The 13,751-nt window shown below is 48.6% G+C and carries 11 protein-coding genes; 4 read left to right on the forward strand and 7 right to left on the reverse strand.

Annotation, left to right across the window (positions count from 1 at the left end; translation table 11 throughout):
• Positions 1 to 39: 39 nt before the first annotated feature.
• The 5 genes from FN124_RS23085 to FN124_RS23105 all read right to left on the reverse strand — a co-directional run bounded on the left by FN124_RS23085 (position 40) and on the right by FN124_RS23105 (position 5,521).
• The gene (locus tag FN124_RS23085; RefSeq protein WP_185937333.1) at positions 40 to 1,164 is read right to left on the reverse strand and encodes a zinc finger domain-containing protein; all 1,125 of its coding nucleotides are present in this window, start codon (positions 1,162 to 1,164) and stop codon (positions 40 to 42) included.
• 56 nt (positions 1,165 to 1,220) lie between these two features.
• The gene (locus FN124_RS23090) at positions 1,221 to 2,330 is read right to left on the reverse strand and encodes an SPFH domain-containing protein (protein ID WP_142687135.1); all 1,110 of its coding nucleotides are present in this window, start codon (positions 2,328 to 2,330) and stop codon (positions 1,221 to 1,223) included.
• Positions 2,331 to 2,410: 80 nt separating this feature from the next.
• A complete protein-coding gene (locus tag FN124_RS23095; protein WP_142687136.1) occupies positions 2,411 to 3,250 on the reverse strand; it encodes an alpha/beta hydrolase in 840 nt (279 codons plus the stop codon).
• A 79-nt stretch (positions 3,251 to 3,329) separates the two neighbouring features.
• A complete protein-coding gene (locus FN124_RS23100; RefSeq protein ID WP_142687137.1) occupies positions 3,330 to 4,085 on the reverse strand; it encodes an SGNH/GDSL hydrolase family protein in 756 nt (251 codons plus the stop codon).
• Positions 4,086 to 4,159: 74 nt separating this feature from the next.
• Positions 4,160 to 5,521 carry an acyl-CoA dehydrogenase family protein gene (locus FN124_RS23105; protein ID WP_142687138.1) on the reverse strand — a complete coding sequence of 454 codons (1,362 nt, stop codon included), beginning with the start codon at positions 5,519 to 5,521 and terminating at the stop codon, positions 4,160 to 4,162.
• A gap of 557 nt (positions 5,522 to 6,078) precedes the next feature.
• Between FN124_RS23105 and FN124_RS23110 the strand changes: the two genes are divergently transcribed.
• The 4 genes from FN124_RS23110 to FN124_RS23125 are packed head-to-tail and all read left to right on the forward strand — an operon-like array spanning position 6,079 to position 11,340.
• Positions 6,079 to 6,642 carry an RNA polymerase sigma-70 factor gene (locus tag FN124_RS23110; protein ID WP_142687139.1) on the forward strand — a complete coding sequence of 188 codons (564 nt, stop codon included), beginning with the start codon at positions 6,079 to 6,081 and terminating at the stop codon, positions 6,640 to 6,642.
• A gap of 47 nt (positions 6,643 to 6,689) precedes the next feature.
• A complete protein-coding gene (locus FN124_RS23115) occupies positions 6,690 to 7,670 on the forward strand; it encodes a FecR family protein (protein ID WP_142687140.1) in 981 nt (326 codons plus the stop codon).
• Complete coding sequence (locus FN124_RS23120) at positions 7,603 to 10,311, forward strand: TonB-dependent receptor (protein WP_185937334.1); 2,709 nt, start codon at positions 7,603 to 7,605, stop codon at positions 10,309 to 10,311. The genes FN124_RS23115 and FN124_RS23120 overlap by 68 nt, the downstream gene beginning before the upstream one ends.
• A 3-nt stretch (positions 10,312 to 10,314) precedes the next feature.
• Positions 10,315 to 11,340 (forward strand): DUF4249 family protein, encoded by a 1,026-nt coding sequence (locus FN124_RS23125; RefSeq protein ID WP_142687142.1) that lies wholly within the window; start codon positions 10,315 to 10,317, stop codon positions 11,338 to 11,340.
• A gap of 4 nt (positions 11,341 to 11,344) precedes the next feature.
• Here FN124_RS23125 and FN124_RS23130 read toward each other — a convergent pair whose 3' ends face one another.
• Both FN124_RS23130 and FN124_RS23135 read right to left on the reverse strand, forming a co-directional pair.
• Complete coding sequence (locus tag FN124_RS23130; protein ID WP_142687143.1) at positions 11,345 to 13,204, reverse strand: M1 family metallopeptidase; 1,860 nt, start codon at positions 13,202 to 13,204, stop codon at positions 11,345 to 11,347.
• A gap of 67 nt (positions 13,205 to 13,271) precedes the next feature.
• The gene (locus tag FN124_RS23135; RefSeq protein WP_142687144.1) at positions 13,272 to 13,634 is read right to left on the reverse strand and encodes a hypothetical protein; all 363 of its coding nucleotides are present in this window, start codon (positions 13,632 to 13,634) and stop codon (positions 13,272 to 13,274) included.
• Between the last annotated feature and the right edge of the window lie 117 nt (positions 13,635 to 13,751).

The raw sequence follows: 13,751 nt of genomic DNA on the forward strand, positions 1-13,751 counted from the left end.
CTCTCCCCAAAATTAATTCCGGACAGCTTCCCCGCGGCATTATTGCGACTGGGCAAACTGGTATATAATAACAATAGCCGCAATAACAGCCAGGATCAGCCCTGCTATTTTCATCCAACTGTAGGGACGGTCGCCGGTTACTTCACCGGTACAGGCATTCACTACAAAATGATAAAGCTTATTATTATACCGGTAGGCGCTGATCCAAACCGGCAGCAGCAGGTATTTCAAACCAAGCTGATTATACTCCACTTCATAATCGTCGATGCGTTGTTCATCTCCGCCGATGTCGTCACAGATTTCCGCGCGGATCACGGGGTCCATTCTTTTTTTTGCGATCACCAGTCCCTGTTCGGCGTTGGTCTGGTAAATTTCAGCCCGGAATCCGCTAAGGTACCGGGCATCATATTTCTTCAGTTGTTCGAGGTGCCAGGGCTCCAGGATCTGCGCCATTTTTAAAGGCAAAGAGGGACTGGCAGATACCAGCACATCCCGGAAGCTGTTGTTCACGCTGCCGGAAGCCGGGTACCATGCGGTATGCCTTACCTGGCGTGTGCGGGTTTCAGTACGGCCGTTTACTTCTACTGTATAGCTTTCTGTTGTATAATAATATTCACCACGGGAGCCGGAGTATTCCGTATAGGTATCCGTATCGTAGCTCCAGTGTGGAATGTATATGCCTTTCAGTTGTTGCGAAGAGCTGTCTTTTATTTTCTTCACCAGGTCTGACGGGGCAAACCAGAGTTTACTCATCCACTTTTGAAAATGCTGTACTGCGTCTTTATCACTTACCACGAAAGGCAGCACATAATGCGGCTGCAGGATAGATGTTGTTTGCGCAGTATCCACTACCAGCGGCGATGCGCAAAAGGGGCATGAATCAGCGGTTACGTTGGGCAGCATGGTAGTGGATGCACCACAGCTCGTGCATTTTACTACTACTGCCTGTTGTGTAACTTCTGTATGATTTTGCTGGGAAGCAATGAAAGTATCATAATCGATGGGCTGTACCGCAGCAGGCTCCGTATCATTTTCAATTTGATTCACTGTGCCGCAGTATTCGCATTTCAGGCTGTTGGTGCCCGGTGCATAGTGCAGGATTGCGCCACAGTTCTGGCATTTCAGCGAGTTAACTGTTTCACTTGTTTTTTCCTCGAAAGACATAGGAATGTATAGATATAACACTGCCGGCATCTTCTGACGCCGGCAGTTTATTTAGTTTAAGGTAATGGTGGTGGTACGGTGGCTAATACCGGTGCCAGTTCCGGTATTGTACCGGCGGCGGCCCATGCGGCCATGCCGGTTTTCCATACCAGTGTTTGTGCATTCAGGTTGCCGGCAGCTGCCAGCTGACGGAGCTGGTCTCCATCAAAGGGGCCTGCCTGTTTACCATCTACTGCTACAAAAAATGGTGCGGCGCCGGGTAACGGAGGTGGTGCTCCGGCGCCGGTGTTGGCCTGCTGGTTATTGTTCTGGAAGATGTTACCTACCTGTCCCATCATGGCTGCGCCCATGCCGGCGCCTAAACCTGCGGCTGCAAGTCCGCCGCCGGAGGGGTTTTCCGCTGCTTTCTCCATGGAATTGGCGGCCTGGAATTGTGCATACGCGCCCAGGTTGCCCACAATGCCCATGCTGCTGCGTTTGTCCAGCGCGGCTTCCACTTCCGGCGGAAGGGAAATATTTTCAATAAGGAACTTTGTCAGTTCCAGTCCGAGCTCATTAAATTCAACACCTATTTTACCGGTGATCTGGGTTGATACTTCTTCGTAGTTGGCTGCCAGGTCCAGTACAGGCACTTTTGCTTCCGCTACCGCTTCCATACCACGGGAAACTGCGAGATTACGCAGTTGCTCATTGATACCTTCCACGGTAAATTCCGGGTTGGTAGCTGCCACTTCTTTCAGGAACTGTGCAGCATCTTTTACACGGAAAGCATAGCTGCCGAATGCACGAAGCCTTACCGGTCCAAACTCTGCATCGCGGAGCATTACCGGGTTTTTGGTGCCCCATTTCTGGTTAGTGAACTGCCGCATGCTCACAAAGAACACATCGGCTTTAAAAGGGCTGTTGAAGCCATATTTCCATCCCTGCAAGGTGCTAAGGATAGGCATATTCTGTGTAGTAAGCGTGTACATGCCGGGTTGGAATACGTCGGCAATTTTACCTTCATTCATAAAAACGGCCACCTGCGATTCACGCACGGTGAGCCTGGCGTTCATTTTTATTTCATTCTGGTAGCGGGGAAACTTCCACACAATGGTATCAGGGGACACATCGGTCCATTCAATAATGTCAATAAATTCATTCCTGAGTTTATCAAAAATTCCCATGGTAACAGGTTTTATAATGGATCAAATGTAACCAATTATTCCCTCGAAGCTACCTGTGAAAAGACATAATTTATGCAAACTTACTTCACAGCAGTTTTCAGCCATTTTTCCATGAGCGCGGGCCAGGCTTCCCCGGCGGGATTACCGGTGCGCAAACCATAGCCGTGGCCTCCTTTGGCATAGAAGTGCAGCTCCACAGGTACTTTGGCGTCGCGGAGGGCGCCGGCCATTACCAGGGCGCTGTTGCCATAGAAATCATCTGCAGTGGCAAAAAGGAACGTGGATGGGGTTTCGCTGTTTAATGTCAGTTCAGGAGTAAGCGACCTGTTTTCTCCTTTATCAAGATAAGCGGGGTAAATGAGTGCGCTGAAAGCCGGGCGGGCAGATAATGAGTCTGCTTTGTCGATTGGCGTATAGGTGTGCACGTTATATTGTGTGGATGCTCTGGCAGTAAGGCTCCCGCCTGCGGAAAAGCCCATCATTCCTACCTTGTCGGGCTGCAGCTTCCATTCAGCCGCCCTGCTGCGTACCAGGCGTATAGCGCGTTGTGCATCCTGCAGGGCGCCTGCTTCCTTATTGGGAACACGGTACTGCAATACAAAAGCGGTGTATCCAAGTTTATTAAGCCAGGCGGCTATTTCATATCCTTCCAGGTTAATAGCGAGGATATTATAGCCACCTCCCGGGCAAATGATCACACCGGCGCCATTGCCATTGGCAGCAGGGAATACTTCCAGGATGGGGTCTGTCACATCTGTAAGCCTGGTTACATTATTGCTGCCATCCGGCGTTACTTTGGCCGTTTGTTTGGGGGCTGTTTCTCCGGGTACTGCAGCAGGCCACAGGTGGATCTGTTGTTGTTGTGCGGCAATAGTTGTATTTACTCCAATCATCATTAATAAGATAACTATTTGTTTCATAACCGGGTTTCAGAATTTCATGTAGTGAAGAAAAGGAACAGCCTCCCGGAGGGAAGCTATTCCTGCTATGTGTTAAAATTTATTTTACGCATTGCAGCCAGGCTTCTGCCATCAGCTGGGCGCCCGCTACGCTGGGGTGTACGCCGTCGCCGGTCCAGTAGGCAGCCGGTGCTGCTTTTTGAGCTTTATCAAAAACGGATTGATAAGGGATGAAGATGGCCTGGTATTTATCTGCCAGTTCACGGGCGGCAGCACGGTATTCATCAAATGCGGGATACCACTTATCATCCACGGCTTTTACTCCTTTCACGGCAAAGGGCTCACCGACGATCAGCTGAACATCGGGCAGCTGTTGCCTGGTACGGGCCAGGAGCTTGTCGTAGTCGTCCCGGTAGGTTTGCGCCGTGCCTTTGTAGTTATTGCTCAGCGTGTGCCAGTAATCATTTACCCCCACCAGGATGCTCAGCACATCCGGCTTGATCACCAGGCAGTCGATATCCCAGCGGTCGGCCAGCTGAAATACTTTATTTCCGCTGATGCCTTTATTATATATTTTCAGGTTTTTATCTGCATTTTTCAGCAACATGGCAGATGCCGCCATCAGTGCATAACCGCCTCCCAGTGCGCCGCCGGCATTTGGCTGATCATTATCGCGTTTACGACCTGCATCTGTAATGGAATCGCCCTGGAACAATATTACATTTTCTTTTTTGAGTGCAATCTTTTTTGCTTTCTCTGTTGCCACAGCTGCGGAAACAATATCCGGGATGCTAATGGCAGCAAGGGTTCCCAGGGAAACATTCCTGAGAAAATTACGTCTGTTTGATGAATTCATAAGGATGCGGATTAAGTATTAGTTGCGGCATAAGCCACAATCGGGCACTTAAACTATAAAAAAGATCTGATATTTTATACAAATGCGCTGAAGCCGGTGATGGCCCTGCCCACAATGAGGGAATTAATTTCTTTGGTGCCTTCGTAGGAATAGATAGCTTCTGCATCTGCTACAAACCTTGCCACATTGTATTCCAGCAGGATGCCATTGCCTCCCATTACTTCACGGGCGCGGCTTACCACGTCGCGTGTACGCAGGGTACAAAATACTTTAGCCAGGGATGCATGTTCATCCTTCAGTCCGCCGGCATCCTGTATTTCAGACAGCCGGAACACCATGGTTTGCATTGCGGTGAGGTTGGACAGCATCTCCACCAGGTGTCCCTGGATCAGCTGGAAGGCGGCAATAGGTTTACCGAACTGCTTACGGTTACGGGTATACGCTAATGCGTTCTCATAGGCGCCCCGGGCGCAGCCCACTGCTTCCCAGGCCACACTGGCGCGGGTCATACGGAGTACGCGGGCAGTATCTTTAAAGGAGGAAGCGTTTGGTAAGCGGTCGGATTCCGCAATGCGGCAGCCTTTCATGGTGATGAGCCCGTTCTGAACAATGCGCAGCGCCATTTTATCGTGGATCTTTTCCACGCTGAAGCCGGGCGTATCTTTCCTGAGCAGGAAGCCTTTCACCTGGTTATCGTCTACATCCCTGGCCCATATAACAATTACATCTGCAAAAGTGGCATTGCCTATCCATTTTTTCTGCCCGTTCAGTATCCAGGTATCGCCTTCCCGTTTAGCCGTGGTAGTTAGTCCGCCTGCGGTACCGGAGCCCACTTCCGGTTCTGTAAGCCCGAATGCGCCGATAATATTCAGCTGTTGCATACCGGGCAGCCACTCCTGTTTCTGCGCTTCGGAGCCCAGCATATAGATAGAACCCATGGCCAGCCCGCTTTGCACACCAAAGAAAGTGGCTACGGAAGCATCAACGCGGGCCATTTCCATGGCAATGATCCCTTCCATGAGGAACGACCGGTTAGGGCAGCCATATCCATCATAGGTAACGCCACAGATATTCAGCTCCCTGAATTTGGGAATGATCTCAAAAGGGAATTCTGCTTTCAGCCAGTATTCATTCACGATAGGCTGTATTTCCTTTTCCATGAATGCGCGTACTTTCAGTTGCAACGCCCGGTCTTCTGCATTGAGCCTTGCTCCCAGGTCGTAGAAGTCGCCTTCAATGGGAGGCAGTTCTTTTTTCTTCCCGCCGCTGCTGCTGAGCATTTTCATAAGGCCGTTCAGTTGTGTGTCGTCCATCTTTCCTACTGATTCCATTACCTTGGGCAAGTCTACTTTTTCAGAGAGTTTGGCCAGCATGGCAAAATCAATGCTCTTCAGCAGGTGGTAGGCGTTCTTCAGTTTAGTGAGCGGTCCGGTCATCTTACATGGTTTTATTTAAAAATACGCAATTATCGCCTTCGGCGAGCGCGGATTTTGTCTGACTCAGGATTATGATGATTTCTTTGATTTTTACTTTTAGTTTTTTGTTTTAGAGGCTATGTAAAATAGTTAAGGGAGATAAAGCGGATATATCCGCCTCTATCTCCCTTAACTATTATTTATAAACTCAAAAAAATAAAATCAAAGAAATCATTATAATCCTGAGTCAGACAAAATCCGCTCTGGATAATTTGGGGTCAACAAAAAATACAGAATACAGGAAAAATGGAGAGCAGTTTAAAATAGGGTTGCATATGGTTCTATGCAACCCCGGTTTAACACAACTAAAAAAAACTAACTTCTAACAAACATGGTCATGGCCATTATATTGCTAACGCAGAAAATCCCGTTCCCCTCTATCTTTTCTAAAACTTTTTTTAGTTCCTCATTCCCTGCAAATAAAATTATTATCTGTAATGTGTAAACCGTCATTTGTTTCAAAAAGATGGTTACTTTCGCGACGATCATTTCATATACTAAAACTTCCTGAAGGTTAAATGATTACATCACCTTCTTACCAGGCATATAAAGAGTTATTTCACTCGCAGTACAACGACTTATGCAACTATGCCTATAGTTTCCTGAAAGATGATGCAGCAGCGGAAGATGTGGTGCAGGAGACCTTTATAAAGCTTTGGGAGAAACACCGGCAGCTGATAGGCATACCCAATATAAAAGCATACCTTTTCCGTGCCGTCCGGAATAACTCTATTTCCGTATTACGCAAGCAAAGCACGGAGGAAGCAGGCAACAAGGGCTTTGAATGGCTGGCAGAAGTTTCGGAAGATCCGGGGGAAAAAGAAATTGAAAATGCAAAGCCCCACTATGAGCAATTGGTGTATGAGGCCATTGCCAACCTGCCCCCACAGTGCAAGGAAGTATTTACCTGCTGCAGGCTGCAGGGTATGACGCATCAGCAGGCAGCGGCGAAACTGGGACTTTCCGCCAAAACGGTGGAAAACTATATGGGACGGGCCCTGAAGCTATTGAGGAAGTATTTACAGCAATACGGACTGCCCGTTAGTATCCTGTTTTTACTAAAATTATTCATGCCCTTGTAGAGGGTTCTTATATTTATGAGCGTTATTTAAGTAGAGCACACTGTATTATGGAGCAATTTGATACTCACCTGTATGAACTGATTGCCAAAAATCTTTCTGGTCAATGTACGGAAGCGGAATCCGCCGCCTTGCAGGAATGGCTGGAAGCCTCTCCCGGAAACAGGGCGGAATACGAGATACTGGCAAAGTTGTGGCACGACAGCCCCTCTGCTGCCGCTGTGCCTCAAAGACAATACGATGCCGCAGCCGCCTGGGAAAAAGCCAGCCAGGCCATCCAACCACCCGCATCACGCGTAAAAACACTTTACACGAGGTACGCTGCTGCTGCCGCTATAGTGGCATTGCTCACTGCCGGCGCATGGTGGCTGGAAACACGTTCCTCCCTTAAAAAACATGAACTGGCCGCGAACGACGGCAAAATAAAAAGCCTGCAATTACCCGATAAATCAATGGTTACCCTCCGCCAGGGCGCTACTATCAGGTATATCAACGGCTATCATCATAACCAGCGTATAGTGGAACTGGAAGGAGAAGCCTTCTTCGAAATAGCCAGTGATCCGGGGCATCCTTTCCTTGTGAAAACACCCAACCAATCCATAGTTGAAGTACTGGGCACTTCCTTTACCGTGCAAACGGGAAAAGACAGCACCGCTGTTACTGTTGCTTCCGGCAGCGTAAAACTGGGCGTGGAAGGCGATACCGCCGCCGTGATCCTGAATAGCGGCCAGCGGGGCATATGGGGCAATGGCCTCCTGTCGGCCAATAACAACCATAACCTCAACTTTATCGCCTGGAAAACAGGTATTTTGCAATTTAATGACCAGACACTCCTTGAAATATTGCCGCAATTAGCCGACTTTTACGCAAAAGATATCAGGGTTGATGAAAAATATAAGGAAACCGCATCGCAGCAAAAAGCTACGATCACATTCCGGAATCAGTCCTGCGATGATGTTTTGCATGAATTACAACTATTGCTTGGTTTCCACTATCAACAGGAAGGCGATACCATCGTCATCAGTCAGTAGACCAATAAAACCTTATTTCCGTATTTGCAGTATCCTGCTGTTGTTGCTGTTCTCCTTCCAATTCCTGTGGGCACAGGAAAACGGCAATGACCTCCTGCATGTCGGCTATACGCCGGCCACACGGCAGGGAACCATCCTCCACTACATACAGGACCTGCAAAAGGTAACTGGTATCAGCGTTTCCTATAGCTCCAGCTTTTTGCATCTGAATAAAAAAGTGCAACTTAACGGAACGGAAAAAACCACCGGCGCCGTCCTGAATTCCATTCTCCAGGGAACCGGCATCCAGGCCGCCGCCCTTAACGGGAAAATATTCCTGCTCAGGGAAACTTCACAGGTGCAGTATTATACCATCAGCGGGTTTGTAAAGGAAGCAAACAGCAATGAGCTGATCATCGGCGCATCCGTTTATGACCCTGCGACCCGCAAAGGAACCGAAACCAATGCCTATGGCTTCTATAGCCTGCAAGTACCGGATACCTGCCAGGGCATAGTGTTTTCCCATATCAGTTACAAACCTGTATTCCAGCACCTGCCCCCACCGGACGACGGGCAGATGGACATCCATATGGATCCCCGGAGCATGCTGCAAACCGTGATAGTGAACGGTGAAAAAGAAACGGTTACCACACAACCGGGTTATGTTAATATGCCCGTTGGGTATGTATCCAACTTCCCTGCCCTGCTGGGTGAAAAAGATGTATTGAAATCACTGCAGCTGTACCCCGGAACAGGCAGCTCACTGGAAAGCAGCAGCAACCTGCTGGTAAGAGGAGGCGGAGCCGACCAGAACCTCTATCTTCTCGATGGGGTTCCGCTTTACCATACCGGTCACCTGTTCGGCCTTTTCTCCATCTTTAACGGGGATGCCGTTAAAGACGTATCGCTTTATAAAGATGCCTTTCCTGCCCGCTATGGCGGCCGCCTTTCATCGGTAGTGGATATCCGTACAAAAGACGGGAACATGAAGGAATGGCATGGCAGCGCTACCCTCAGCCCCGTATCGGGCAGCTTCCTGCTGGAAGGCCCTATTGTAAAAGACCGCAGCTCCATGTCTTTATCAGTAAGAAGGTCGCTGGTGGATGCGCTTGATGAAAAGGCCCTGCTAAAAGACTATGGCAAATATTATCTCTACGATGTAAACTTTAAACTCAACCAGGTAATCGACAAAAAGAACAGGATTTATGTGAGCTTTTACAAAGGACAGGATAAAATGTTTATCAGGAGCGAGAACCAGTTGATCCAGCTGTTTGATGATTACAATTTCGACTGGAGCAATATTACCGCTGCCGTGAAGTGGACACGGGTAGTGAGCCCTAAAATATTTTCCAATACTACCGCTACCTACAGCCGTTTTTATAATCTCTTTACACAAAACTCCATTATTCCCCTCTCCTTTTACGACTCCCTGTTTGTAAAAGGAAAAGGCGTTTCCCGGATCAGGGACATTGCCATCAGGAATGAAACGGAATACGCGGTGAGCAACACGCACCACATCTCCTTCGGGGGCGGGTACACCTATCATAATTTCGCTCCCACGGCTTATCATAACAACATTTCCGCGGGAGAAGCCACACAAAGGAAAGCCCCTATCTATTATATGTCCGAGATCTCCGCTTATGCAGAAGATGAGCTCAGCCTGCTGAACGACCGGCTAGTGGTAAGGCCTGGACTGCATTTCGGGGCACTTGCACAAAAAACTTCCTTTTATGCCAGCCTGCAGCCACGGTTGATGCTACGCTGGAAACTCCCCCATTCCCAGTACCTGCAGGCCTCCTTTGCTGAGATGACCCAGTTCGTGCACCAGCTTACCACGCCGGTGATCAATCTTCCTACCGACCTGTGGGTGCCCAGCACGGAAAATATAAAACCGGAACATGCTTATTCCTACAGTCTTGCCTACCAGCGGCAATGGAACAATCACTGGCGCTTTAATGTGAACCTTTATTACAAGCAGCTGAAGAATATAGTGACCACCAACACGGTGCTGAATATCTTTGATAACTCTGACCTCTGGGAGAAAAAAGTGATCGCAGGCAATGGGTATAACTACGGCAGCGAACTGCTGCTGGAAAAAACACAGGGTAAATTTACCGGGATCTTTTCCTATACCTTGTCGTGGGCATGGCGGCAGTTTGACCGCCTCAATGCCGGTAAAATGTTCCCATATAAAGAAGACCGCCGTCATAATCTTTCCCTGGCGCTTAAATACCGGTTTAACCCCAGGTGGAGCCTGTCCGCCTCATGGAAGTTTGCCTCCGGCGCGCCTTTCACGCTGCCGGTACAAATATTCCCGGATTTCGACTGGAGCCGCAACATCAAAGGATACCTGGATGAGCGCTACTCGCCGTTCTCCACCTTCCGGGTGAATTACCTGCCTTACATTGCCCGGTTAAACAACTACCGCCTGCATCCTGTGCACCACCTGGACCTTGGCGCAACGTTGAACCTGGGCAATGAAAAACGCTTTCATCATGTAATCACAGCAGGCGTATATAATATCTATAACCGCTCTAATCCTTTTATCGTGAGCTTCGACCAGTTCTCGTATCTTGATTATTCCGACGTATACCCGTTGCAGTTATACCAGTATAGTTTGTTCAGGGCATTGCCATACCTGAGCTACACGTTTAAATTTTAATCAATGAAGCACCTTTTTATATTCATCCCCGTTTTAGCTATCCTGCTCCTGTCAGGCTGTGAGCAGGAATTGCCGCTCCCTCCCAACAATGCTGTTCCCAGGGAAGTAGTATACAGTGAACTGGTGGCTAACAGTTTTCCTGAGGTAAGGGTAGGCAAAAGTAAACCTGTAGGCCCCGGTATTAATACCGGTTTTGAGCTGGTGGAGAATGCAGATGTGCAGCTGATGGATAAAAGCGGGCAATTACTGGAAACACTCACCTACGATAAGGATTCCAGCAATGCCATGAGCGTGTACCGAGGAAAAACAAAACTGGATGCCGGCAGGAACTATAAAGTACAGGTAATGGTGCCTGGCCTGAAAACCGTTACTGCCATGGCTTCTATCCCTCCGCCCTTTAAAGTGGACCTGCTGGATACGGTGCGCACGCTGCTTAACGGACGGCCAGTACTGCGCTTTCATCTTACAGTGAACCCCATTCCAGGCATGAAGCAATACGTGGTCATGGAAGCGCTGAAGCAAAGCGTTATAACCGATACTACTTTTTCGTATAGAGGTGTCCGTTACAGGAAAAGCGAGAATGATTCCCTCTACCAGAAAGTGAAACATCTGCCAGGCTGCAATCCAAAAAAAGACAGCAGTTTTCTCAACGATTACCTCCGCATTCCCTGTTATACGCAGGATGAAAATGCAGATAATAACCAGATCGGCGGGTTGAATGAAAACTATAACAGCATCCTGTTCACACAATCCGGTAAACCGCTCACTACTTATTTTTACATCAATGCCATCGCGCTCAGTTCCAATCCCGCTGAAGCCATTGCTCCTGTAGGAAGGGTGCTGGTATATGTAAAATCTGTCTCAAAAGAATATTATGATTTCCTGCTCACCTACGAAAAGGTAAAGCGTAATCCGGGGCTGAACAGCCTTATCCAGGCCATACAGCTTAAAAGCAATACACAGGGCGGCCTTGGTATTGTAGGTGGCAGTTTCCAGAAAATATACTGCCTATATTACGATAAACTGTAAGTGGTTATTTTACCTCGTACACGTTGTCCCGTTTGTTGATGTCTGCCACCCAGGTACTGCCCAGGGTTACTTTTTTTATTTTTTGGGGAGATGGAAACCGGAGTGATACTGTTTTGTTGCCCTTTTCCCATACGGCAATGCTGCGGTGTAATCTGATGGTGCTGTTGTCGTCAAAAGATACGGTAATATCTATAGGCACGGGCTTATTGCCAAGGGAGGTAATTTCAACGGCGCCTTGTTTATCTTTCTGTGTTACACGGGTAATGCCCAGGTCGGGGAACCCGTTATCGAAGAACCAGCTTTTCCAGAACCAGTCCATATTCTTGCCGGCGCCGGTGTTCATGCAGTAAAAGAAATCGTATGGCTGCGGATGTTTACCATTCCATTGCGACATGTAATAATGCAACGCCTTCAGGAAAAGGCTATCGCCCAGCATGTCTTTTATGTAAAGATAGCCCAGTGCAGGCTTGGGATAAGAATTGGTGACATAGGCATCCGTAATCTGATTGGAGGGCGTCATGATAGGCAGATCTGCCTGTTTCCCCGCAATATAGTTGTAAGGCGACATCCCGTAATCATCCACGATGGAGCTATCGATAAGCGGCGATATGATCCACTCTCCTATGGTAGCCCATCCTTCATCCATCCAGGCGTATTGCGTTTCGTTGGTGCCCATGTAAAAGGGAAACAGCGTATGGAATATTTCGTGGTCGGTAAGCTCTATGGTTTGCGCTTTATCTGCCAGCGGGTTATCGTTTACCATCATAGGATATTCCATCTGGTCGAGCCCGTCGAATACCGTTTCATGCGGGTATGGGAAAGGCCATTTGGGGAAGTGATGGCTTATCTTATCAACAGTAGCCCTTGCATAATGTATGACGTCAAAGAAATCGGCATGGGCAGGGTTAAAGGCTACGTCTACGCGGGTACGCCTTTTCGTGGAGGCGTCTACCTCAACGCTGGTGGCATTCCAGCAGTAGTGGTTACTGATGGCAAATGCAAAATCGGTGACATTAACTGCTTCATATTGCCAGGTGTTGGCACTGCGGCTGCGGTTGATGTTACCTTCCCTTATATCGTTGCTGTCTATTACAGCTATTACATCGTTGCTCTTTTCAGCAGCGGCGATGCGTTGTACATATTTATCGTTGTATACGGCAGCTGTATTTTTCAGATCGCCGGTAGCCCATACCTGGTAGTTGCCCGGCACTGTAATGGCTACACGAAAATCGCTGAAGTCATTATAAAACTCCTGGGTGCCTGTGTAAGGGATCTGGTCCCATCCGTTGATATCGTCGTATACGGCAATGCGGGGAAAGAAGTAAGCGATGAAATAAGCACCAGAATCCACCGAGCCCGTTCTGATATGCGTATTTTCATTGAGGGTGTAGGAAAAGTCGAGCTCAAACTGTACGGACTGTCCCGGGTAAAGGTCAGGGATGTACAGCGGCATGTTAGTGCCCCTAATGGTGCCTTGCAAAGGCCTGGCTTCGCCATTCACTTTCAGGTTCTTTATTACCACGCCATTGGTAAGGTCTTCCGGGGAAACCGCCATACTCCTGATGGCCCCTTTCTGGAAAAGGTTGGGGAACAGTTTAAAGTTAACAGCCTTCAGGGTATCGGGACTGTTATTGGTATAATGGATCTGTTCCGAGCCGGATACCCGGTTGACAGACGGATCAAAGGCTACCCTGATGTTGTACCCGGCCTTGTTCTGCCAGTATTTTGCGCCCGGGGCGCCGCTGTAGCTGCGGGTTTGATTATCATATGCCTTTTTAATGGTCAGCGGCATATATAAAGAGACTTGAGCGCTGGCTTGCCGGAGCGCTGCCAGCAGCAAGCATAAAATAAAATATTTCCTCATAAGCTGAATAAAAGCAGTGGCTCAAAAGTAGGGAATTACCCGGAAACGGCATCACAGCAGCAAAGGGTTAAGGGATATGCGTGGTATCTGCCGGCGCTTTAAGGGAATCTGCCGGGACCCGCAAACTATCAGATACGGGGATATGCAGGCTGTCGGCCGCCGTATTCGTACTGTCTTTTCCATTGGCTCCCTTTCCGGGCAGGGGAATAGTAGGCGCGGTATTATGGCGTTTGGAGGAGTACGTGGTTACAGTACCCTGTTTTTGGATGTCTTTCATTGTTTTTTTATCAAAGAGATATTTGGGGTGCTTCTCCGGCCGGAGGCCGCGGTCAAACTGGGCCTCTGCTCCCACCGCGGGCGCCTGGTATACCTTCTGTGAAGAATGACAGGCCCATAAAAAAATACCGGCCGCCAGTACAATGTACTTCATACGAATGAAATAAGGATGAATACAGGCAAAGGGCGGGACACCCTCTAAACGGCAAAGCGGGGTTGTTTATTATCAGCCCACCGGTACGCTTGCGATGGTTATACATTTTGAAATGTA

This window comes from Chitinophaga polysaccharea (assembly GCF_902150045.1).
Classification (GTDB): Bacteria; Bacteroidota; Bacteroidia; order Chitinophagales; family Chitinophagaceae; genus Chitinophaga; species Chitinophaga polysaccharea_A.